At 39.5% G+C, this 23,357-nt stretch carries 27 protein-coding genes; 5 read left to right on the top strand and 22 right to left on the bottom strand.

What is annotated here, in order from left to right:
* Positions 1-2,153: 2,153 nt before the first annotated feature.
* The 7 genes from OCV39_RS05750 to OCV39_RS05720 all read right to left on the bottom strand — a co-directional run bounded on the left by OCV39_RS05750 (position 2,154) and on the right by OCV39_RS05720 (position 6,053).
* A complete protein-coding gene (locus OCV39_RS05750) occupies positions 2,154-2,456 on the bottom strand; it encodes a type II toxin-antitoxin system RelE/ParE family toxin (RefSeq protein ID WP_261889232.1) in 303 nt (100 codons plus the stop codon).
* A complete protein-coding gene (locus OCV39_RS05745) occupies positions 2,444-2,701 on the bottom strand; it encodes a type II toxin-antitoxin system Phd/YefM family antitoxin (RefSeq protein WP_261889231.1) in 258 nt (85 codons plus the stop codon). The genes OCV39_RS05750 and OCV39_RS05745 overlap by 13 nt, the downstream gene beginning before the upstream one ends.
* Positions 2,702-2,898: 197 nt before the next feature.
* Positions 2,899-3,561, bottom strand: a complete 663-nt coding sequence (locus OCV39_RS05740; protein ID WP_261889230.1) for a hypothetical protein — start codon at positions 3,559-3,561, stop codon at positions 2,899-2,901.
* A gap of 137 nt (positions 3,562-3,698) precedes the next feature.
* Entirely contained in the window at positions 3,699-4,103 is a 405-nt protein-coding gene (locus OCV39_RS05735; RefSeq protein WP_261889229.1) for a GFA family protein, read from the bottom strand.
* Positions 4,104-4,248: 145 nt separating this feature from the next.
* A complete protein-coding gene (locus OCV39_RS05730; protein WP_261889221.1) occupies positions 4,249-4,758 on the bottom strand; it encodes a hypothetical protein in 510 nt (169 codons plus the stop codon).
* 147 nt (positions 4,759-4,905) lie between these two features.
* The gene (locus tag OCV39_RS05725; RefSeq protein WP_261889225.1) at positions 4,906-5,553 is read right to left on the bottom strand and encodes an HAD family hydrolase; all 648 of its coding nucleotides are present in this window, start codon (positions 5,551-5,553) and stop codon (positions 4,906-4,908) included.
* A gap of 140 nt (positions 5,554-5,693) precedes the next feature.
* Positions 5,694-6,053: a GFA family protein gene (locus OCV39_RS05720; RefSeq protein WP_261889228.1), complete on the bottom strand. Its 360-nt coding sequence runs from the start codon at positions 6,051-6,053 to the stop codon at positions 5,694-5,696.
* A gap of 804 nt (positions 6,054-6,857) precedes the next feature.
* Between OCV39_RS05720 and OCV39_RS05715 the strand changes: the two genes are divergently transcribed.
* Both OCV39_RS05715 and OCV39_RS05710 read left to right on the top strand, forming a co-directional pair.
* A complete protein-coding gene (locus OCV39_RS05715) occupies positions 6,858-7,100 on the top strand; it encodes a type II toxin-antitoxin system Phd/YefM family antitoxin (RefSeq protein WP_261889224.1) in 243 nt (80 codons plus the stop codon).
* Positions 7,101-7,108: 8 nt separating this feature from the next.
* Positions 7,109-7,399: a type II toxin-antitoxin system RelE/ParE family toxin gene (locus OCV39_RS05710; RefSeq protein ID WP_261889223.1), complete on the top strand. Its 291-nt coding sequence runs from the start codon at positions 7,109-7,111 to the stop codon at positions 7,397-7,399.
* A gap of 743 nt (positions 7,400-8,142) precedes the next feature.
* Here OCV39_RS05710 and OCV39_RS05705 read toward each other — a convergent pair.
* The 5 genes from OCV39_RS05705 to OCV39_RS05685 form a co-directional block, all read right to left on the bottom strand.
* Positions 8,143-8,484, bottom strand: coding sequence for a hypothetical protein (locus tag OCV39_RS05705; RefSeq protein WP_261889227.1), 342 nt, complete (start codon positions 8,482-8,484; stop codon positions 8,143-8,145).
* Between the two features lie 114 nt (positions 8,485-8,598).
* Positions 8,599-9,183, bottom strand: a complete 585-nt coding sequence (locus OCV39_RS05700) for a hypothetical protein (RefSeq protein WP_017082416.1) — start codon at positions 9,181-9,183, stop codon at positions 8,599-8,601.
* 176 nt (positions 9,184-9,359) lie between these two features.
* Positions 9,360-9,998, bottom strand: coding sequence for a hypothetical protein (locus OCV39_RS05695; protein WP_261889226.1), 639 nt, complete (start codon positions 9,996-9,998; stop codon positions 9,360-9,362).
* A gap of 175 nt (positions 9,999-10,173) precedes the next feature.
* The gene (locus OCV39_RS05690) at positions 10,174-10,434 is read right to left on the bottom strand and encodes a hypothetical protein (protein ID WP_171757638.1); all 261 of its coding nucleotides are present in this window, start codon (positions 10,432-10,434) and stop codon (positions 10,174-10,176) included.
* A 670-nt stretch (positions 10,435-11,104) separates the two neighbouring features.
* Entirely contained in the window at positions 11,105-11,752 is a 648-nt protein-coding gene (locus OCV39_RS05685; RefSeq protein ID WP_261889225.1) for an HAD family hydrolase, read from the bottom strand.
* Between the two features lie 237 nt (positions 11,753-11,989).
* On the opposite strand from OCV39_RS05685, the gene OCV39_RS05680 reads away from it, so the two are divergent.
* Entirely contained in the window at positions 11,990-12,232 is a 243-nt protein-coding gene (locus OCV39_RS05680) for a type II toxin-antitoxin system Phd/YefM family antitoxin (RefSeq protein WP_261889224.1), read from the top strand.
* Between the two features lie 7 nt (positions 12,233-12,239).
* Complete coding sequence (locus OCV39_RS05675) at positions 12,240-12,530, top strand: type II toxin-antitoxin system RelE/ParE family toxin (protein WP_261889223.1); 291 nt, start codon at positions 12,240-12,242, stop codon at positions 12,528-12,530.
* A gap of 169 nt (positions 12,531-12,699) precedes the next feature.
* Here OCV39_RS05675 and OCV39_RS05670 read toward each other — a convergent pair whose 3' ends face one another.
* The 9 genes from OCV39_RS05670 to OCV39_RS05625 all read right to left on the bottom strand — a co-directional run bounded on the left by OCV39_RS05670 (position 12,700) and on the right by OCV39_RS05625 (position 19,665).
* Positions 12,700-13,581 carry an NAD-dependent epimerase/dehydratase family protein gene (locus tag OCV39_RS05670; protein ID WP_261889222.1) on the bottom strand — a complete coding sequence of 294 codons (882 nt, stop codon included), beginning with the start codon at positions 13,579-13,581 and terminating at the stop codon, positions 12,700-12,702.
* A 159-nt stretch (positions 13,582-13,740) separates the two neighbouring features.
* On the bottom strand, positions 13,741-14,250 hold the full coding sequence (locus tag OCV39_RS05665) for a hypothetical protein (RefSeq protein ID WP_261889221.1): 510 nt from the start codon (positions 14,248-14,250) through the stop codon (positions 13,741-13,743).
* 146 nt (positions 14,251-14,396) lie between these two features.
* The gene (locus OCV39_RS05660) at positions 14,397-14,870 is read right to left on the bottom strand and encodes a GrpB family protein (protein ID WP_261889220.1); all 474 of its coding nucleotides are present in this window, start codon (positions 14,868-14,870) and stop codon (positions 14,397-14,399) included.
* A gap of 152 nt (positions 14,871-15,022) precedes the next feature.
* The gene (locus OCV39_RS05655; RefSeq protein WP_261889219.1) at positions 15,023-15,517 is read right to left on the bottom strand and encodes a GNAT family N-acetyltransferase; all 495 of its coding nucleotides are present in this window, start codon (positions 15,515-15,517) and stop codon (positions 15,023-15,025) included.
* A 146-nt stretch (positions 15,518-15,663) separates the two neighbouring features.
* Entirely contained in the window at positions 15,664-16,311 is a 648-nt protein-coding gene (locus tag OCV39_RS05650) for a hypothetical protein (protein WP_261889218.1), read from the bottom strand.
* Positions 16,312-16,457: 146 nt separating this feature from the next.
* Positions 16,458-17,291, bottom strand: coding sequence for a DUF2971 domain-containing protein (locus OCV39_RS05640; protein ID WP_261889217.1), 834 nt, complete (start codon positions 17,289-17,291; stop codon positions 16,458-16,460).
* Positions 17,292-17,987: 696 nt separating this feature from the next.
* Complete coding sequence (locus tag OCV39_RS05635) at positions 17,988-18,776, bottom strand: hypothetical protein (RefSeq protein WP_261889216.1); 789 nt, start codon at positions 18,774-18,776, stop codon at positions 17,988-17,990.
* A gap of 152 nt (positions 18,777-18,928) precedes the next feature.
* Positions 18,929-19,357: a helix-turn-helix domain-containing protein gene (locus tag OCV39_RS05630; protein WP_017053843.1), complete on the bottom strand. Its 429-nt coding sequence runs from the start codon at positions 19,355-19,357 to the stop codon at positions 18,929-18,931.
* The gene (locus OCV39_RS05625; protein WP_017053844.1) at positions 19,354-19,665 is read right to left on the bottom strand and encodes a type II toxin-antitoxin system HigB family toxin; all 312 of its coding nucleotides are present in this window, start codon (positions 19,663-19,665) and stop codon (positions 19,354-19,356) included. Before OCV39_RS05625 ends, OCV39_RS05630 begins: the two co-directional genes overlap by 4 nt.
* Before the next feature lie 2,354 nt (positions 19,666-22,019).
* On the opposite strand from OCV39_RS05625, the gene OCV39_RS05620 reads away from it, so the two are divergent.
* Positions 22,020-22,148 (top strand): hypothetical protein, encoded by a 129-nt coding sequence (locus OCV39_RS05620; protein WP_261383053.1) that lies wholly within the window; start codon positions 22,020-22,022, stop codon positions 22,146-22,148.
* A 194-nt stretch (positions 22,149-22,342) separates the two neighbouring features.
* Here OCV39_RS05620 and OCV39_RS05615 read toward each other — a convergent pair whose 3' ends face one another.
* Positions 22,343-22,723 (bottom strand): MmcQ/YjbR family DNA-binding protein, encoded by a 381-nt coding sequence (locus OCV39_RS05615; protein ID WP_130350976.1) that lies wholly within the window; start codon positions 22,721-22,723, stop codon positions 22,343-22,345.
* Positions 22,724-23,357: the final 634 nt, after the last annotated feature.

Genomic DNA, 23,357 nt, shown 5'->3' with positions numbered 1-23,357 from the left:
CGAAATAAATTGAAATTGGAGTTATTCGATTAACCAGAATGACAAAGAATTCGAGCGAGAAATCTGACGACAAAGTGCGCTGAAGCCACAACTTTCAATGAAGTCCCCACGAAAGAGAAGCCGCGCAAAATGAACATTAGCCAGCAAACTTACTAACGAGGAGACTTGCGTGACGTTGCAGCTAATTAACAGCCAAACTTTCTACGTGCGATGGCTATTTTGATGGCAACTTTCACGAGACGAACAGGTGTGTAGCTCGAACGCAGAACAAAGATAAACGAATAATTTAACTCTTTGAATCTTATGCAATATAACGCCGCGTTAAGTGGCGAGCAACGCTACCACTGCACTCAAGACATCATACCATAAACACTGATGCATATCTTTGAACTAAAGCCGCCAAGCGTTGGGAGTCCGTCTTAAACGCTTTGTTATATTGCCCGCACGACAGAGCCAAGTTTAGCGCCAAGGTGCTGAATTGGTTACAAATCTACTGGCTTTGAACTCAGAAGTAAAATGGATAGTTCGAAACTCAATCATAGACAACGGAACGTACTTGGCTAAGAAACGAAATTAGGCAAATTTGAGTAATGCGATTCGCAAAAATGACAAAGGATTCGAGCGAGAAACTTGACGGCAAAGTGCACTGAAACCACGATTTTCAAGTTAGCATCCACGAAAAAGAAGCCGCGAAAAATGAACTTGAGCCAGCGAAACTTACTAACGAGGAGACTTGCGTGACGTTGCAGCTAATTAACCGACAAACATTCTACGTGCGATGGTCATTTTGATGGCAACTTTCGCGAAACAAACAGGTGTGTAGCTCGAACGCAGAAAAAAGATAAACGGATATTTTAACCCTTTGAATCTTATGCAATATAACGCCGCATTAAGGGGTGAACAACGCCCCCACCCGACCTAAAGTATTGTACCGTAAACACTAAATTTGAAGTAGATACAAAAATGCCAAGCGTTGAGAATCCCTCTTAAATGCTTTGTTATAATGCCCGCACGACAGAGCCAAGTTTAGCGCCAAGGTGCTGAATTGGTTACAAATCTACTGGCTGTGAACTCAGAAGTAAAATGGATAGCTCAAAACTCAACCATAGACAATAAAACGCACTTGGCTAAGAAGCGAAATGAGCTAAAATTAGAGCCATTCGATTAGCCAGAATGACAAAGAATTCGAACGAGAAACCTGACAGCAAAGTGCGCTGAAGCCACAATTTTCAATAAAACCCCCACCAAAATGAAGCCGCGCAAAATGAACTTGAGCCAACAAAACTTACTAACGAGGAGACTTGCGTGACGTTGCAGCTAATTAACCGCCACACTTTCTACGTGCGATGGTCATTTTGATGGCATTTTTCACGAAACGAACAGGTGTGTAGCTTAAACGTAGGACAAAGATAAACGGATAATTTAACCCTTTGAATCTTATGCAATATAACGCCGCATTAAGGGGTGAACAACGCCTCCACCCGACCTAAAGTATTGTACCGTAAACACTAAATTTGAAGTAGATACAAAAATGCCAAGCGTTGAGAATCCCTCTTAAATGCTTTGTTATATTGCCCGCACGACAAAGCCCAATTTAGCGCCAAGGTACTGAATTGATTACAAATCTACTGGCTTTGAACTCAGAAGTAAAATGGATAGTTCGAAACTCAACCATAGACAACAAAACGCACTTGGCTAAGAAACGAAACTAGGCAAAATTTGAATGGTTCTGTTAGCCAGAATGACAAAGAATTCGAGCGAGAAACCTGACAACAAAGTGCGCTGAAGCCACGATTTTCAATGAAGTTCCCACCAAAAAGAAACCGCGCAAAATGAACTTGAGCCAACAAAACTTACTAACGAGGAGACTTGCGTGACGTTGCAGCTAATTAGCCGACAAACTTTCTACGTGCGATGGTCATTTTGATGGCATTTTTCACGAAAAGAACAGGTGTGTAGTTCGGACGCAGAACAAAGATAAACGGATAATTTAACCCTTTGAATCTTATGCAATATAACGCCCGCTTAAGTGGTGAGCAACGCAATACCGATGTTTCCGCACACCACCTTAATCATTTAAATCAACGCATGGTAAAAATGCCACGCGTTGCGAATCCGTCTTAAAGCGTTTGTTAGCCGCTCATTCTCAAAGGTTATTGTTTACTCAACAGGAACTTACGCAAATCTCTTTCGGCACGCATAACAAACAGAATAAATACTTTGTCTGCGTCTTGTTTATAGAATACACGACATGGATTAACAACAACCTCACGGTAACTTAAATGTTCTAATTCAGGTGGAATACGCCCTGATTCCGGAAAACTCTCTAGACGCTCAACTTTAGAGAAAATCGTTTGAACCAATTGCTTTGCTGAAACGACATTTTCAAGTGCGATATATTCAGCGATATCATTGAGGTCGGATAACGCTGGCTCAGTCCAGATTATTTCAGCCATTTTGACATTTTGTCCTTGGCTGCTTCGTGATTAACCACTTTGCCATCAGCTAGTGCGCGTTCGCCTCGCGCAATACCCTCAAGAATTGACAAACGGTTTTGCATAAACTCGTAATCATCAACATCGATCAAATATGCAGATGGTTTACCGTGCTCGGTAATTAATACTGGTTCTTTAGTGTCGTGTAGATCGGCTAGGATCTTAGTTGCTTGACGCTTGAGTGATGTGACTAATTCTACTTTCATGAGAGCAACTCCAAAGGAATACTATAGTGATACTATTCTATCACTTTACGTATAGCAAGCTCCATGACGGCTAACGCCGCGTTAAGTGGTGAGCAACGCTACCACCTTACCTAAACCATTGTGACATAATCACTTAAACTGAAGAAAGCCAAAAATGCTAAGCGTTGGGAATCCGTCTTAAACGCTTTGTTATACGTTTATTGACATCTAATTTTAAGTTGTTGAATTTCTTTTACATTACATTCAAAACTTATATCACTTAAACTCCCTATTTCAACGTCATGAGCTTTGTCACCACTAATACCCTGAATACAGAGACGGAACTCTTGTTGGTGTGAGTAAACAATATCTTTTTTAAAGGGGGTTAAGAAATCAATTCCATTAGAGAAATCAATATACTCAACGGTCCCTCGACGATAAGCAATTCCTGTTTTATCGAAATAGGAATCCAACCGTTCATAGAAGGTTTTCAGGTCATGAATGATAACTACATGATCATATTCAAAGTCATTTAATAAATTAACATCGATGACGTCTGAAAGTTGGATAGCACCTTGAACTTCAACTATTGCGTAGTACATACAAAAAATCCGCGACCCTTCATATATTTCGTTGAAGTGTCGGCTAACCACATCATTTGAGTAAGCTATTTGTTCATAATCATTTGTATCAGGGTTTAATTTGGAAATAGTGACATCATGATGTCGCCCCACTCTGTGAGCTCCTTCATTCAGGTCTCCAATTTCACCATTTTCTGATGCACGGTATGACTTGAATGACCCCATACGAAACTGTCCATGGCTACGGAATTTAGGTAGGTAGGACGACTTACCGAATTTAATCAATAGATGAAGATACATACAGCCTCTTTAAACGTATAACGCCCAATTAAGATGCGACAACGCTATAACACCCAAACTAAACCATTGCGCCGTAACCACAAAATTCAAACCGGAGTGAAACCGCCACGCGTTGGGAGTCACTCTTAAATTGTTTGTTATGAAGCAGTTCTATCGGCTGGATGATTAACCCCGTCGTTTGTAACCACATCACCTAAATCAAATGGATTTACACCCTCAAGACAGCCAATATTAAAACCGTATTCTGTGGGAATTGAGCGACGTTGATGATGCGTATAAATACCACAATTTGAACAGAAGTAATGTTTCGCTGTATTCGTGTTAAATTGATACAACTTCAGAAATTCTTGTCCTTCAATGATTCTAATACCACTCAAATCGACGGAACCAACAATTGCGCCTTTTCTTCGACAAATTGAGCAATCGCACCTTCTAGGGTTTTCGATCCCATTTGGTAATGTTAACTCAAGAACTACCGAACCGCAGTGGCACGTAGCTCTATGTTTTAGCTTAATTTTTGTATTTCCAACTTGATCAATCATACTTAAAGCCTCCTTGCTTCATAACGCCGCATTAAGTGGTGAGCAACGCAGACCACTGGATTTAAAGTATTGTTCCGTAAACACAAAACCCAAAGCAAACCTAAAATTCCGAGCGTTGGGAATCCGTCTTAAATGCTTTGTTAGGCTAATTACTCACGGCACTCTCTTTTTGTAATTCCAGTGCCTTTATTCTTCCATTACTGCTCAAACGAACCTTGGTTTCGTGGAAGCTATTGATCTTCAATAAACCTTTTCCTTCCAGCACACGACATGCCTCTAAAATCTCCAATTTAGTAAATGGCGCTGAACTATAGTTTATATTTCGAATGTCCCACCATTCATCTACAACCTCACCTAGCTGATTGATTAGGCTCAATTCCAACTTAGAAAGGTTCTTACTTCGTGCCTTTTGAGCTTTGTCTGAAAGCAAGGCTAATATTGCAATTTTGGAGTAACTCAAACCCCAAAATACCTGTAAGCAACCAGAAAACACTGTCACACCTAAAACAACGGTTGCCCATGCTTTAGGTAATGGTTCTAAGATATTCGGAAATATCGTCGGGGTGATTAACAGAGCTAGACCCGTTATACAACATGCTCCAGTAAGTGTTTTAGAAACCGTAACATTCTTAAATATTTCAGAAACCCAGTTCACTCAATACCTCTTATTTACACTATTAGCCTAACGCCCAATTAAGGTGCGACAACGCTATAACACCCAAGCTAAACCATTGCACCGTAAACACAAAATTCAAATCGGAGTAAAATCGGCAAGCGTTAGGAGTCACTCTTAAATTGTTTGTTATACGAACATTTCCTCATATGTGCTGATTGCTTTAAATGCACCGCTTAGATCATTTTTACCATTAAAGTCATGCTTAACAGCAATGACGTCACAGCCACTAGATTTACCAGCACGAATGCCCGCTGTGGAATCTTCAAACACAATGGTTTGCTCAGGTGAAGCCGATAATTTACCAAGAGCTAAAGTATAGGCTTCAGGATCAGGTTTATGCTTAGTTACGTGCTCCTGCGTGATAACAAGGTCAAAAGCATTCTCTAGCTGCAACGAGGCTAAAATATTATCCACCATCCATGTTGCTGCTGAACTAACAACTCCACACTTTTTACCTGCTAGTTTTAACTGTTCTATGTAAGCCTTAGCCCCAACATTTAGCTCAAGATCATCATTGAGCATCTGTTCGTAATGAGTTCGAAAGTAGCAATTAAACTCTGTTAAGTCAGGAGCAATATTTGCATTTTCAAAGAAGTGACCCGTTACAACCTGCCAACTTTCACCCATAACATCTTTGTAAATGTTGTGGTCTACGTGTGCGCCATAATCCAAACACGCTAATGCTAACGCTTTGCCCTTTAAAGGCTCTGAATTTACTAATGTTCCGTCCATATCGAACAGATAAACTTCATAATCTTTCAATTCACTCTCCATGTTAAATTTTTCGAGTTCGTATAACGCCCAATTAAGGTGCGACAACGCTATAACACCCAAGCTAAACCATTGCACCGTAAACACAAAATTCAAACCGGAGTGAAGCCGCCAAGCGTTAGGAGTCACTCTTAAATTGTTTGTTATGAAGCAGTTCTATCGGCTGGATGATTAACCCCGTCGTTTGTAACTACATCACCTAAATCAAATGGATTTGAGCGACGTTGGTGATGAGTATAAATACCACAATTTGAACAGAAGTAATGTTTCGCTGTATTCGTGTTAAATTGATAAAACTTCAGAAATTCTTGTCCTTCAACGATTCTAATACCACTCAAATCGACGGAACCAACAATTGCGCCTTTTCTTCGGCAAATTGAGCAATCGCACCTTCTAGGATTTTCGATCCCATTTGGTAATGTTAATTCAAGAACTACCGAACCGCAGTGACACGTAGCTCTATGTTTTAGCTTAATTTTTGTATTTCCAACTTGATCAATCATACTTAAAGCCTCCATGCTTCATAACGCCGCATTAAGGGGTGAACAACGCCTCCACCCGACCTAAAGTATTGTACCGTAAACACTAAATTTGAAGTAGAAACAAAAGTTCCAAGCGTTGAGAATCCCTCTTAAATGCTTTGTTATATTGCCCGCACGACAGAGCCAAGTTTAGCGACAAGGTGCTGAATTGACTACAAATCTACTGGCTTTGAACTCAGATGTAAAACGGATAGTTCAAAACTCAACCATAGACAATAAAACGCACTTGGCTAAGAAGCGAAATGAGCTGAAATTAGAGCCATTCGATTAGCCAGAATGACAAAGAATTCTAACGAGAAACCTGACAACAAAGTGAACTGAAGCCACAACTTTCAATGAAGCCCCACGAAAAAGAAGCCACGAAAAATGAACTTGAGCCAGCGAAACTTACTAACGAGGAGACTTGCGTGACGTTGCAGCTAATTAACCGATAAACATTCTACGTGCGATGGTCATTTTGATGGCAATTTTCACGAGACGAACAGGAGTGTAGTTCGAACGCAGAACAAAGATAAACGGATAATTTAACTCTTTGAATCTTATGTAATATAACGCCGCATTAAGGGGTGAACAACGCCGCCACCTAACCTAAAGCATTGTACCGTAAACACTAAATTTGAAGTAGAAGCAAAAGTGCCAAGCGTTGAGAATCCCTCTGAAATGCTTTGTTAGATTACCTTTCGCACAAATCGCATGATTTAATTGAATTGAACTTTTTGCGCAATACACTATAATCTAACTGTAATTCCACTTTGGAGATTGACCATGCATACATTAACAGCAAATGATGCCAAACGTAATTTCGGAGAGCTGCTTCTCAACGCTCAACGTGAGCCAGTTAAGATAAGTAAAAATAACAAAGATGCCGTTGTGGTGATGTCGATTAGAGACTATGAAGAGCTCGAAACTATGAAAGCCGATTACATCAAGCATTGCTTTGAGTCTGCAAAAGCAGACTTAGCCCAAGGCAATGTAGTTGATGGTGAAAATTTCCTAAACGCGTTGTAAGTAAAAGTATGCAATATAAACTAAGTAAATTAGCACAGGCTCATTTGCACAAAATCAAAAATTATACAGTTACGAATTTTTCCGAAATGCAGTGGAACACATACAAAAATACACTTCTTACTGGATTTCAGATGCTCGCTGAAAACCCCGCAGTAGGCAGAAACTGCAACGATTTATATCAAAATGGATTTTATTTCCCGATTGGTAAACACACAGCGTACTTTACCAAGGAAGACGGCTTTATTTTAGTCGTTGCAGTTCTTGGACAATCGCAACTTCCACAAAACCATCTACGATAATTACCACACCCTAGCATTTTGAGTTAGGGTGCAATTTTTGATTGGTAAACTAACGCCCAATTAAGGTGCGACAACGCTATAACACCCAAGCTAAACCATTGCACCGTAAACACAAATTACAAATCGGAGTGAAATCGTCAAGCGTTAGGAGTCACTCTTAAATTGTTTGTTATATTGCCCGCACGACAGAGCCAAGTTTAGCGCCAAGGTGCTGAATTGGTTACAAATCTACTGACTTTGAACTCAGAAGTAAAACGGATAGTTCGAAACTCAATCATAGACATCAAAACGCACTAGATTAAGAAGCGAAATGAGCTGAAATTGGAGTCATTCGGTTATCCTAAATGACAAAGAATTCGAGCGAGAAACCTGACAACAAAGTGCGCTGAAGCCACAACTTTCAATGAAGTCCCCACGAAAAAGAAGCCGCGCAAAATGAACTTGAGCCAGCAAAACTTACTAATGAGGAGACTTGCGTGACGTTGCAGCTAATTAACCGACAAACATTCTACGTGCGATGGTCATTTTGATGGCATTTTTCACGAAAAGAACAGGTGTGTAGTTCGGACGCAGAACAAAGATAAACGGATAATTTAACCCTTTGAATCTTATGCAATATAACGCCCAATTAAGTTGCAGACCAACGCAAACCTGAACCCAAAGCAACGCACCGATTACACCCAAACCTATTGGAACTGAAAATGCCGCGCGTTGGCTGTCAGCTTAAATTGTTTGTTAGCAATTTAACTAAACGAAGCACCAAAACCTTCAAAAACACATTGATACTCCCAGCCCAGTGAAACCATAAAATCTAGCCATTGGGCGAGAATTTCCTTGGTAACGGATGTTGGATGAGAATACCCTTCAACAAACCACGAACGACTAATAAACCCTTCACTTCTAATTAGTGTCTCATAGTTTCCCAAAGCGTCGTTCAGTTTAATTGCTGACGTTTTACTCGGACATAAATAATTAAAATTTAGAACTACTTCTGTTTCACTTGTGACTTCATTTCTTAATAGTGATGACCAAGTCTCATCAAGCATGTTCAACTGACTTTCCAAATTTGATTGATAATCACTCAATTCAATTTCTCCATTGATTGCTAACGCCGCATTAAGGTGTGAGCGGCGCTTGGCTATACTTGAGCGAAGCGAAACTGCCAAGCGTTGCGAATCACTCTTAAATGCTTTGTTAGTTTATAACTTCCAACGCTTATATAGCTTCAAACATACCATTAAAACTAGAAGACTAATCGCATATCCAAGCATTGCCCAACTATTTTCAGGTGATTCAGATATAGTATAAAAAGCTGCCGCTGCAATGGCTAACATTAGTGGTTCAATCGTCTCATCAGGACCATCCGTAAACAACATGTAACTCAACTCTATACCTGCTGAGATTGCTAATGCATTACCTATATAAACAAAAGATTTAATGCCTAATATATGCTTATAGAGTTCATTTGAAGTAAACAGACCATTATCCGCAAAGTGCAAATTATCTAATAAATTGAATGTTTCCGCTACTTCTAGCAAACCTTTGCTTGCCAATGTCACGATAAGAAAAAAGCCAATTAAAAATTGAATTCCTGTTTTAATAATTTTCATACATTTCGGGATTGGTGTTTCGTATAAATCAAAATCACCTTCTGGTTCAAGGAAATCTTTTCTATCATCTAGCGCCAACTGAAATTTTTCTCTTGCATCAGCTAAACTACTTTGATGTTCAGCTATGATTTCCTTCCGAAGCTCTTCTTTTATTATTGCTAACTGCTTTTCCATTTCTATTTATCACACCAAAAAAATTAAAAATTTCAATATATGAACTAACGCCCAATTAAGGTGCGACAACGCTATAACACCACACTAAACCATTGAGCCGTAAACACAAATTTCAAACCGGAGTAAAATCGGCAAGCGTTGGGAGTCACTCTTAAATTGTTTGTTATGTTGATTTTTCACTTACATCCCAACCTAAAAAGCATAGGTTTCCACACTGTTTCATCATAAGGAATACCGCTAGAGGAACAACATGCTTTAGCCAAATCCTCACAAGTTGTACTTTTTGAAAAGGTGAAACGCTCTTTTTCGGTGCTTAATTTTTTAAGATGGAAGATTGCCTGAATTACATCAACTAGGAGAAGCCCTGTGTAATAACTTATCTTTTTCGAAGAGTTTCGTTCTTCAGAATTATCCATGGTGTGACTATTCAACATCCACGAATCTACATATTCGTCGCGTTTTTCGTTGTTTTTAACAAGACTTCTAATTACTGGACGTAGGCGAACTATTAGCTTCCTTTGTGTAGGAGTTACGAGTTTGTCGGTGCTCGCCAGTTCGATTACAAGTGCATCAATTAACGAAAGATCCAAAAATGGCAAGCCAGAATATTGCTCCCTCAATGGCTCTTGGTATTCTCCTACTAAGGTTGGAAACCAATTCTCTAGCGTGCCTGATAGATACTCAAACTCGTTGTAAAACGCTGATTCTAATCTTTGTGTTCTTTGTTTATTGTTTTTATCGGTAAATAGATAGCTAGCAAGAGCGCCTACTACAGCGCCAATTAGTGCACTAACTACAGCAATAAACCACTCCATTTATCAGGTCCTCACAAGTTTATAAAGCAACATAACGCCGCGTTAAGTGGTGAGCAACGCTAACCACCCTACCTAAACCATTGAGACATAAACACTTAAAATGAAGCAAGCCGAAAATGCCAAGCGTTGGGAATCCGTCTTAAACGCTTTGTTATGCGCGTTGTTGATTAGCTTGCTACCGCTCTAGTTCAATGTTATTTCGAATGTAAGTAGGAATAGCGAGCTTGTCGTCCAAACTTTCAAACTTGGACTCGGTATTAGCCCCAACAATTTCATTAAGTTCTTCAAAACCAACCCCTATGACTCTCGATGCTGTCATAAGACCATTAATAAATAACTTCTTTTCACGTTTGTGCTGCACTTCACTTGCTGGGATTTCGCAATAATCACTATATTCTTGAGAAATTAAAGCCAACAGCTCTGCTTTCGATTCCATACCCATACCTTTTAATCGAAATATATCGTCACATTATCAATTAGTTAACGAATAAGTTCTAGGGAATAGATCTAATATTTATCTTCGAGCGCATAACGCCCAATTAAGGTGCGACAACGCTATAACACCCAAACTAAACCATTGCACCGTAAACACAAATTTCAAATCGAAGTGAAATCGGCAAGCGTTAGGAGTCACTCTTAAATTGTTTGTTAGAAGCGTTCTTAACCGTTATGTAGAACCTAGAATTTTGGGTTCGAAAGACGTAATTACTTATTCACTAGAACCACATTTGACGCAAGCATCATAAGTTCGCTTGCCTTCGCTGATAACAATGTACTTGCCTACACACTTTTCACACAAAACCAGTTTAGGATAAGCCAATTTGTCTTTTTTAGAGGATGAATCCCCTTCAGTTACATAAATTTTTCTCATTTGAACTTTCACATAATCATCTTAATGCGAACAATTATACTATGATTGAAACGAAATTTAGAACTAAGCGAGATAAGATAAATAGTTACTATAATTCAAAGTTTTATCGAAGCTTCTAACGCCCAATTAAGGTGCGACAACGCTATAACACCCAAGCTAAACCATTGCACCGTAAACACAAAATTCAAATCGGAGTAAAATCGGCAAGCGTTAGGAGTCACTCTTAAATTGTTTGTTATACGAACATTTCCTCATATGTGCTGATTGCTTTAAATGCACCGCTTAGATCATTTTTACCATTAAAGTCATGCTTAACAGCAATGACGTCACAGCCACTAGATTTACCAGCACGAATGCCCGCTGTGGAATCTTCAAACACAATGGTTTGCTCAGGTGAAGCCGATAATTTACCAAGAGCTAAAGTATAGGCTTCAGGATCAGGTTTATGCTTAGTTACGTGCTCCTGCGTGATAACAAGGTCAAAAGCATTCTCTAGCTGCAACGAGGCTAAAATATTATCCACCATCCATGTTGCTGCTGAACTAACAACTCCACACTTTTTACCTGCTAGTTTTAACTGTTCTATGTAAGCCTTAGCCCCAACATTTAGCTCAAGATCATCATTGAGCATCTGTTCGTAATGAGTTCGAAAGTAGCAATTAAACTCTGTTAAGTCAGGAGCAATATTTGCATTTTCAAAGAAGTGACCCGTTACAACCTGCCAACTTTCACCCATAACATCTTTGTAAATGTTGTGGTCTACGTGTGCGCCATAATCCAAACACGCTAATGCTAACGCTTTGCCCTTTAAAGGCTCTGAATTTACTAATGTTCCGTCCATATCGAACAGATAAACTTCATAATCTTTCAATTCACTCTCCATGTTAAATTTTTCGAGTTCGTATAACGCCGCATTAAGGGGTGAACAACGCCGCCACCTAACCTAAAGCATTGTACCGTAAACACTAAATTTGAAGTAGAAGCAAAAGTGCCAAGCGTTGAGAATCCCTCTTAAATGCTTTGTTAGATTACCTTTCGCACAAATCGCATGATTTAATTGAATTGAACTTTTTGCGCAATACACTATAATCTAACTGTAATTCCACTTTGGAGATTGACCATGCATACATTAACAGCAAATGATGCCAAACGTAATTTCGGAGAGCTGCTTCTCAACGCTCAACGTGAGCCAGTTAAGATAAGTAAAAATAACAAAGATGCCGTTGTGGTGATGTCGATTAGAGACTATGAAGAGCTCGAAACTATGAAAGCCGATTACATCAAGCATTGCTTTGAGTCTGCAAAAGCAGACTTAGCCCAAGGCAATGTAGTTGATGGTGAAAATTTCCTAAACGCGTTGTAAGTAAAGTATGCAATATAAACTAAGTAAATTAGCACAGGCTCATTTGCACAAAATCAAAAATTATACAGTTACGAATTTTTCCGAAATGCAGTGGAACACATACAAAAATACACTTCTTACTGGATTTCAGATGCTCGCTGAAAACCCCGCAGTAGGCAGAAACTGCAACGATTTATATCAAAATGGATTTTATTTCCCGATTGGTAAACACACAGCGTACTTTACCAAGGAAGACGGCTTTATTTTAGTCGTTGCAGTTCTTGGACAATCGCAACTTCCACAAAACCATCTACGATAATTACCACACCCTAGCATTTTGAGTTAGGGTGCAATTTTTGATTGGTAAACTAACGCCGCGTTAAGTGGTGAGCAACGCCAACCACCCTGCCTAAACCATTGTGACATAAACACTTAAAATGAAGAAAGCCGAAAATGCCGAGCGTTGGGAATCCGTCTTAAACGCTTTGTTAGCTGCGTTTCAAAACTGGTAATACTTCAGCGGTTTCAGTATCTAGCATTTCTAAAACACTTTCAAAACCATGTATAGGCGACCAACCTAATTTCTCACGTGCGGACGACGAATCATATACGCGATCTAAGCTTTGAGGTAATTGCCAACTTCTTTGTTGAAATGCTAGAGCGATTTCTGGGCACTTACGTTTGATAGCAGCTCCAGCTTCAGTATATAGAGCTCCACAATCAGAAAAATGAAAAGGTGTTGCACCTGAAATTATAAAACGATTAAAACCGCTTAAGCGTTTTTCCACAGCACATAAATGAGCATTTGCTACATCGCGAGCATCAATACCACGAGTCAGGCGAAATACAGCCATTAAATCTGCTGGCTCAGGAAAACATCTCGACATTTGCAGCACAGTCACTGGAAGCTGAAACAGATTTGAAATTTCTTCTAGCTTAGTTTCAGCCGCAATTTTACTTTTATGATAAATCGACTTAGGCTGAGGGGTAACTTCCTCATCAATCCAACCCGCAATACTTTTAGGTGTCGAGGCATAGCCGTACAACGCAGTTGTACTGGTAAAAATAAAGTGCTTAACACCTGATTTTACTGCAGCCAAAGCCAATTTCTCAGTCGCATCTACGTTGATAGATGTAAACTCTGCATCAGGTACTAAACCAACATGAGGAGCGTGAAGAGCCGCTGTATGAACGATGACATCAATATTTTCAAGAACCCCATCGATCAGAGCGCTATCACGGATATCACCAATGTAATCGGCTGTTGAGCAAGGTGTTTTATCAATACCGACTACGTCATGTGTTCGCATTAATTTAATATAGATTGCACGCCCGACCCTACCCGCAGAGCCTGTTACCAAAATTCTCATTACGACACCTTACTAATGATTAACCTCAAAGCAGCTAACGCCGCATTAAGTGGTGAGCAACGCAGACCACTGGATTTAAAGTATTGTTCCGTAAACACAAAACCCAAAGCAAACCTAAAATTCCGAGCGTTGGGAATCCGTCTTAAATGCTTTGTTAGGCTAATTACTCACGGCACTCTCTTTTTGTAATTCCAGTGCCTTTATTCTTCCATTACTGCTCAAACGAACCTTGGTTTCGTGGAAGCTATTGATCTTCAATAAACCTTTTCCTTCCAGCACACGACATGCCTCTAAAATCTCCAATTTAGTAAATGGCGCTGAACTATAGTTTATATTTCGAATGTCCCACCATTCATCTACAACCTCACCTAGCTGATTGATTAGGCTCAATTCCAACTTAGAAAGGTTCTTACTTCGTGCCTTTTGAGCTTTGTCTGAAAGCAAGGCTAATATTGCAATTTTGGAGTAACTCAAACCCCAAAATACCTGTAAGCAACCAGAAAACACTGTCACACCTAAAACAACGGTTGCCCATGCTTTAGGTAATGGTTCTAAGATATTCGGAAATATCGTCGGGGTGATTAACAGAGCTAGACCCGTTATACAACATGCTCCAGTAAGTGTTTTAGAAACCGTAACATTCTTAAATATTTCAGAAACCCAGTTCACTCAATACCTCTTATTTACACTATTAGCCTAACGCCGCGTTAAGTAGTGAGCAACGCCACCACCCTACCTAAACCATTGTGCCGTAAACACTAAAGCCGAATCAAACTGAAAATGCCGAGCGTTGGGAATCTGTCTTAAACGCTTTGTTATGCCTGTCCTAAAACGCGCTCAATAAAAGCTGACTTTTTTCGACGATAGTCTTCATGAGCCCAACCTGTACAAGACATTTTGAGTTCATTGTATTGTTGAACCAACTCAGGGCTGTCACGGAGCTTGTCCCTAAACCTCACAAAGAAGTCAAATTCTGAGCCATTCGCTACAACTTGAAAAGCGACATCTTCACCTAAGCTATTTTCTAGCATGCAAAGCTCTGGAGTTCTTAACGTATTGGATTTTTCGTTGAAACCTAAAGTAGAGAGTAACTTCACTGCTTTTTCTAACTCGTTACCGTTAACACCAACAAGTATGTCTAGGTCTCCCTTAGATACAGCATTAGGGATAGAAGAAGCTCCAATATGCTCAATTGTTGCGCCTGGAAGTAAAGCGGCTATCTGAAGTTCATACTTATAATAGAGATTTTCACAGGAGACCTGATACTCATCTGCTTTGTAAAATTGCATATTTTCTCCCAAAAGGCATAACGCCCAATTAAGGGGTGAACAACGCCACCACCCAACCTAACGCATTGTGCCATAAACACTAAATTTGAAGTAGAAGCAAAAGTGCCAAGCGTTGTGAATCCCTCTTAAATTGCTTGTTATAAGGCGGACTTTTAGTTAAGTGCCTTTTCCAACCAAACCGAGCTGATGTACTGACCATTTTTCTTTGCGTATTCATTGAATACGCCAATTTCGCTAAAACCAAAACGTTTATGCAATGCAACTGAAGCGTCATTAGGTAGTGCGATACCTGATAACACCCTGTGGACTCCGTAATCAGAAATTGATGAGAACAGTTTAGAATATAGTTTTGCACCAACCCCTTTACCTTTTACTGTTGAAGCAAGGTAAACTGTCACTTCGACTGTATCCTCAAATGCTGAAATGTCCCTATATGGCTGGGAACATGCAAAACCTAGCAACTCCCCATTTTCGGTAGCAACGAAAAGTTGATGCTTACTATTGTATGAGAACTGAGAGAGCCAGTTTAGACGATCCTCTTGCGTAAATGCACACTCTTCAAAACGAGCATTAGTATGCTCAATATAAAAATTGAAGATGTCTGTAATAGCTGCAACATCGCTTAGTTTCCCTACTCTAATTTCCACGAAAGTTCCTTTTATTTTCGAGCCTTATAACGCCGCATTAAGGCGTGAACAACGCAATACACAACGGCTACCGCATTGCGCCTTAAACACAAAATTCCACGCAAACCAAAAATGCCACGCGTTGTGAATCGCGCTTAAATGCTTTGTTATCTCTCTTTTTCTTTTGACGGAAACTCTAACTCTTCGTACAAACTTTGAAGACATAGATCAATATTTAACATTGCCGCCTCATATACTGGGATAGTACTCTCAATGATATCCTTGTCTTCACTGTTCGCACACACGGCTAACTCCATACTACACATCATCGAACACTTGTTGTGAAGTTCAGAAAGTATTGCTTTTGAGCTCTCTGATAGGAAGATGAAGTCTTCTTGCTCTATTTCGTGCAGGGCTGTTAGGTGTAACAAAGCGGATTTATCTATATTTACATCCAAAGCTTCTAAAGTCATATGAAAATCGCCTCGGCTGTCATAAGAACCAATTGCTGCTTCACAGTATTTCTTAAAGTCCACAAGCCTTTTTTGTAGTTTTTTAAACACTCTTATTTTTTCATCTAAAAGGATATCGTGTTTTCTTGAAACAAGTGACAACTCTACTTTTAATCTTTCAATATCAGCAATGTACTCATTTTTAGTACTTTCAACTTTACGGGTAATGTCTTCAATATCTTCTTTTGTCGCTAGATTTTTTCCTTTTTCTGATGAATAGGAAAACAAATACTTTCGAAACAAAAATATACTTCCGATTCCAAGCAACGTAGTTATTTGCAAAATAATAAATACTGTTTCCATGATTCATTCTCTGAACTATTGAAGAGAGATAACGCCCTGTTAAGGTGTGAGCAACACAATACCGAAGCCACCGCATACAACCTTAAACACTAAGCGCAACGCATATTAAAAATGCCAAGCGTTGCGAATCACTCTTAAACAGATTGTTAGCTTGTAATTAATCTTGATCTCAACTTCCAACTACTAAAATCAGCTTCACAACCATAGAGCGTGAAATTTTGCGCCTTAATCATAGTCAACTGCTCTTTGAACCATTGTTCATCTTTTCCCTCATTCGAGCGAGAGCCATTGCGATTAACATTAACGCCAAGATATACTTCTTTTATAGCCTCTCTTGGAATGCCAAAACAATATAGCGGCTGACCAAGTACGCTGTTTCTAACTTTTTTCCATGAACTAGCAGTTGATTGAATAAGTACTTCATCGCACTTTTTGTGATAAGAGTGACAAAAATGAGAAATCGATTTTATAACTCTTACTTCTTCCTCGTACCCCCACTCCAATGATTTATACAAAAAAGCTTGCTTTAAGTAGTTTCTAATTTCATTTTTAAACTTTAATTCATTACTCTTGATTTCATCCAAATGCTGAATAGTAGGAACTCCATTTAAGCCCCTATTCTTCGTAGCAACATATATCATTTCTCCCATATGAACTGGAATCGTGAATTCATCTTCTGACATTAAACCAGCAATCTCCACATCAATGCCAATAACAGCACCTTTGTGCGCATCTCCATAATGTGACCACATTAATGGGTTTAACGGATTTCGCGTAAGAGACAATACAGCATAGCGTCGAGAGAAATTATTTTTGAATGCTCTTGTGGCTGATTGTGGAGTAACATCACCAGAAGAACAAAAACCAAAGTTAGTTCCCTCAAGCGGATCATTTAGATCTTCGAGACACGTAAAACCAAGCGAGCTCTCATTTATAATCTTGATTGCCGATGCAAAAGAAACATATTTGTATAAAATCATAAATCACCAAAACTGAATAATTGCGACATGCAAGCTAACGCCGCATTAAGGGGTGAACAACGCCTCCACCCAACCTAAACCATTGTACCGTAAACACTAAATTTGAAGTAGATGCAAAAATGCCAAGCGTTGAGAATCCCTCTTAAATGCTTTGTTATATTGCCCGCACGACAGAGCCAAGTTTAGCGCCAAGATGCTGAATTAGTTACAAATCTACTGGCTTTGAACTCAGAAGTAAAATGGATAGTTCGAAACTCAATCATAGACAATAAAACGCACTTGGCTAAGAAACGAAATGAGTTGAGATTGGAGAAGTTCGATTAGCCAAAGTGACAAAGAATTCGAGCGAGAAACTTGACGGCAAAGTGCACTGAAACCACGATTTTCAAGTTAGCATCCACGAAAAAGAAGCCGCGCAAAATGAACTTGAGCCAGCGAAACTTACTAACGAGGAGACTTGCGTGACGTTGCAGCTAATTAACCGATGCACTTTCTACGTGCGATGGTCATTTTGATGGCAACTTTCACGAAACGAACAGGTGTGTAGCTAGAACTCAGAACAAAGATAAACGGATAATTTAACCCTTTGAATCTTATGCAATATAACGCCCAATTAAGGTGTGAGTAACGCTACCACGAAACTCAACCAAACCACCGTAAACACTGTACTCAAATTAGAACCAAAAGTCCCAAGCGTTAGGAATCACTCTTAAATTGTTTGTTATGTGTTTGCCAACGCCTAACTCTAAGTGGCATAGTTACCCACCAATATACCTTTAGTGCTTTTTTATTGGCTAATACGTTTAGAACGAGTTTATCCCATAGTTTCTTTACTTTTCCCCGAAAACCTACATATGTATTCGAGTGCACCATAAAAGCAAATGGTCCAGCCAAAGTGTAAATAAGCGCATGCCTCATTTCACCAAATTCGAACTCTAGGAAGTCTAAATTCCATACGTGGTCCCACTTTCTACTCCAAGTGCTATTTAGGAACTCGGTATAAGTTGGAAAACCGAATGTGTCACTGATTTCCTTAGTTACTCCACCTTCACCATAAAAAACACCAGATAATGTAACTTCGCTATATGTAGTATAAATTCCATCGTCATCGATGGTTATGTCCTTCAAAGGTATTGACGGTAAGTGAGTTATAACAACTTGGTCATCTGAGAACAGTTCAAGATCTATTGGATTTTGATAGCAAACATTCCCAGAGAAAGCCTTTACATATCCAGAAAAACGGTTGTAAACGTTATTTTTACCTGTCTTTACATATAACTTAGACATCGGAACTTCGTTGTTTGAAATATACCGACTTGCTAGTTTAACATCATAGTCAATCTCATCGGCTAGCTCTTTAAAGTGTAGTTTTGATGTACGAGAAACATAGTCATTGTGAGAAATGATATATGCCCGAAGAAAAATCAATTTTTCTAGCCAATTCTTAATGAGCCCGAATAATCCGGGCGGTAATTTGAATTCCATTCGACTTCCTTAAGCACTGCTCGGATAGACACATAACGCCCAATTAAGGTGCGACAACGCTATAACACCCAAACTAAACCATTGTGCCGTAAACACAAATTTCAAACCGGAGTGAACTCGCTAAGCGTTAGGAGTCACTCTTAAATTGTTTGTTAGGCGCGTGTGAAGAACAATGCCGGACTCACATTAAATTTATCAGAAATAGCTTGAATGTGATCTTTTGTAAGTTGTCTTGAACCATTTAAAACCATTGATACTAGGCTCTTACCACCTATTACATCTTTTAGGTCATCAGCTTTAAGTTGATACTGATCCATCAATGTTCTCAATGTGGCGGCACCGCTATCTAAACTGTTAATAGAAGCATTGAATTGTGCAAATTCGTCTGCTTCATCTTCCCAAATTTCGATTGAATGAGATAACACTTCGATCAACGGTTTGTATAAATCATACTCTTCGATTAACTCTTCCATTAGCTCTAAAGCTTGATGGTACTCTTCTTCTGTTGAGATATGTCCCAAAAAACTTGCCATTGAAAACAGTTCCAAAGCTGTTGATTTCACTTCAGTAAAGTTTTTCATTTTGACTCCTTTGCATACTTCTTACACAGTTTGTCGTATTCATCATGAGGCACAATATGCTTAACAAAAATGCGGCTGTCTCGAAACTCTATAAACGCCATTAGGCGTAGATTGTTGCCACCAATATCAATCACATACCACTTATCTTTGTACTTAAAGTTATCTAGGCTAGGAAAAACATTTTTCATTGCCAATGGATCTGTGAAATTGTTGTTTTTCAGAGTCTTATAAAGTGACTCGATCGCAAGCGAATCATTTGGATATTTATTCGCCGCATCTGCGAATGGCTTTCTTGAAATTACGTGCATAGTTACCTCTAGTTCACTTAATGTGAATATAGCACAAACAAAAAAGTTCACAATATGTGTATCGAAATTTAAAGACGCCAAGCGTTGGGAGTCCGTCTTAAACGCTTTGTTATATTGCCCGCACGACAGAGCCAAGTTTAGCGCCAAGGTGCTGAATTTACTACAAATCTACTGGCTTTGAACTCAGAAGTAAAATGGATAGTTCGAAACTCAATCATAGACAATAAAACGCACTTGGCTAAGAAGCGAAATGAGCTGAAATTAGAGTCATTCGAAGAGCCAGAATAGCAAAGAATTCGAGCGAGTAACCTGACAGCAAAGTGCGCTGAAGCCACGATTTTCAATGAAATCCCCACCAAAAAGAAACCGCGCAAAATGAACTAGAGCCAACAAAACTTACTAACGAGGAGACTTGCGTGACGTTGCAGCTAATTAACAGTCAAACTTTCTACGTGCGATGGTCATTTTGATGGCATTTTTCACGGAACGAACAGGTGTGTAGCTTGAACGCAGAACAAAGATAAACGGGTAATTTAACCCTTTGAATCTTATGCAATATAACGCCGCGTTAAGTAGTGAGCAACGCTACCACCTAACCTAAACCATTGCACCGTAAACACCAAAACTCTACTTGAACTGAGAATGCCGAGCGTTGGGAATCTGTCTTAAACGCTTTGTTATGTGGGCACTATCGTTCGTTTAGGGGTTGAACAAACCTTTAAAGAGCATAAGACAAATAATTACAGGAACTCCCCCTAACAGCCAACCTAATATTGTAAAAAAGATACTTGAATAGATTAATTTCTCACCTGAAAATTGAGAAACTAGCTTTACACTGAGATAGGAAGAAACGAGAAATCCTGATATCACGAACAGTAAAACAAGGCTTATAATAGGATGATCCACACTCTCACCGTAAACCAACATATATGAGCCAATAATCTCAGAAAAAGAAATTACTGGAACTAAGTATATAATCAGAAACTTAACTACTGTGCTCATACTTCCTCTAACGATACCGATAAGTTGCCTTGCCCTCATAACGCCCAATTAAGGTGCGACAACGCTATAACACCCAAACTAAACCATTGCACCGTAAACACAAATTTCAAATCGAAGTGAAATCGGCAAGCGTTAGGAGTCACTCTTAAATTGTTTGTTAGAAGCGTTCTTAACCGTTATGTAGAACCTAGAATTTTGGGTTCGAAAGACGTAATTACTTATTCACTAGAACCACATTTGACGCAAGCATCATAAGTTCGCTTGCCTTCGCTGATAACAACGTACTTGCCTACACACTTTTCACACAAAACCAGTTTAGGATAAGCCAATTTGTCTTTTTTAGAGGATGAATCCCCTTCAGTGACATAAATTTTTCTCATTTGAACTTTCACATAATCATCTTAATGCGAACAATTATACTATGATTGAAACGAAATTTAGAACTAAGCGAGATAAGATAAATAGTTACTATAATTCAAAGTTTTATCGAAGCTTCTAACGCCCAATTAAGGTGCGACAACGCTATAAAACCTAGACTAAACCATTGCACCGTAAACACAAATTTCAAACCGGAGTGAAATCGCTAAGCGTTAGGAGTCACTCTTAAATTGTTTGTTATATTGCCCGCACGACAGAGTCAACTTTAGCGCCAAGGTGCTGAATTAGTTACAAATCTACTGGCTTTGAACTCAGAAGTAAAATGGATAGTTCGAAACTCAATCATAGACAACAAAACGCACTTGGCTAAGAAACGAAACTAGGCAAAATTTGAATGGTTTAGTTAGCCAGAATGACAAAGAATTCAAACGAGAAACCTGACAGCAAAGTGCGCTGAAGCCACGATTTTCAATTTAGCTTCCACGAAAAAGAAGCCGCGCAAAATGAACTTGAGCCAGCAAAACTTACTAACGAGGAGACTTGCGTGACGTTGCAGTTAATTAACCGACAAACATTCTACGTGCGATGGTCATTTTGATGGCAACTTTCACGAAACGAACAGGTGTGTAGCTCGAACGCAGAACAAAGATAAACGAATAATTTAACCCTTTGAATCTTATGCAATATAACGCCGCGTTAAGTGGTGAGCAACGCCAACCGCCCTACCTAAACCATTGTGACATAATCACTTAACTCAAAGAAAGCCGAGAGCGCCAAGCGTTGGGAATCCGTCTTAAACGCTTTGTTAGCTTACAAATTCTCAGCATCCACCCTAACTTATCAACGACCAACATCTGAACGATAGCAAACCCATATATTGCATGGAAATACGGCTAAGATCACTGATGATATGCATCAAAGCAAATATATTATCATACGAGAGATTTGCTCTTACACATATAAGGAATACAATTGTGGCACTTAAACCAGGTCCAAAACCAATTGCTAAGTCGACAGGAAAACCCGATCAGCGTCGACGTGACAATAAAAACACCCCGGGCAATACACCGGGCTTGAAACCTAGTAAGTCGTCGAATAAATAAGATGAATCACTGGTGTAAGCTACTATTTGGGTAGCTTACTTTTTACTACCTATCCCCTTGTTGACTCCAGTAAGCTAACGCCGCGTTAAGTGGTGAGCAACGCCAACCACCCTGCCTAAACCATTGTGACATAAACACTTAACCCAAAGTAAGCCGAAAATGCCGAGCGTTGGGAATCCGTCTTAAACGCTTTGTTATGAGCGTGGTTCAGCTAGATGATCTATGCCCAATTCTCGTTGCTTACGCTTACTTAAACCACTCGCGACAATTCGGTATGATTCCGATAAATAGTACTTTAGGTCATCGTCTAATTTGCCTGAAGTCTCAACTTGCTGTATCCACTTCATTCCACGACTAGCAAAATATGGAGCCGGTTTATAACCTTCACAATCACTTAGAAAGTCGAAGTTTAAGTTGGAGGTTTTAAACGTGAATGCAGCTTGGGAACCATCACTCCAACCACCTATGGCAAAGACTTTACCACCAACCTTCCATACATCGGAATTACCCCATTGAACGACGTGACTCGTTCCAGCAAAAGAGCCGCAAAAATGGTTAAATTCTTCGTAATTCATGCTGATTTCCCTATTAGCTCATAACGCCGCGTTAAGTGGCGAGCAACGCTACCACTGCACTCAAGACATTATGCCATAAACACTGGTGCATATCTTTGAACTAAAGCCGCCAAGCGTTGGGAGTCCGTCTTAAACGCTTTGTTATATTGCCCGCACGACAGAGCCAAGTTTAGCGCCAAGGTGCTGAATTGGCTACAAATCTACTGGCTTTGAACTCAGAAGTAAAATGGATAGTTCTGAGTTCAATCATAGACAATAAAACGCACTTGGCTAAGAAACGAAATGAGTTGAGATTAGAGAAGTTCGATTAGCCAAAGTGACAAAGAATTCGAGCGAGAAACCTGACAACAAAGTGCGCTGAAGCCACAACTTTCAATGAAGTCCCCACGAAAAAGAAGCCGCGCAAAATGAACTTGAGCCAGCAAAACTTACTAATGAGGAGACTTGCGTGACGTTGCAGCTAATTAACCGACAAACATTCTACGTGCGATGGCCATTTTGATGGCATTTTTCACGGAACGAACAGGTGTGTAGCTCGAACGTAGAACAAAGATAAACGGATAATTTAACCCTTTGAATCTTATGCAATATAACGCCGCATTAAGGGGTGAACAACGCCTCCACCCCACCTAAA

Origin of the sequence: Vibrio cortegadensis, assembly GCF_024347395.1 — a bacterium.
Lineage (GTDB): Bacteria > Pseudomonadota > Gammaproteobacteria > Enterobacterales > Vibrionaceae > Vibrio > Vibrio cortegadensis.
The sequence above is the reverse complement of the archived record's forward strand: the minus strand, read 5'-3'. Positions and strand labels throughout refer to the sequence as shown.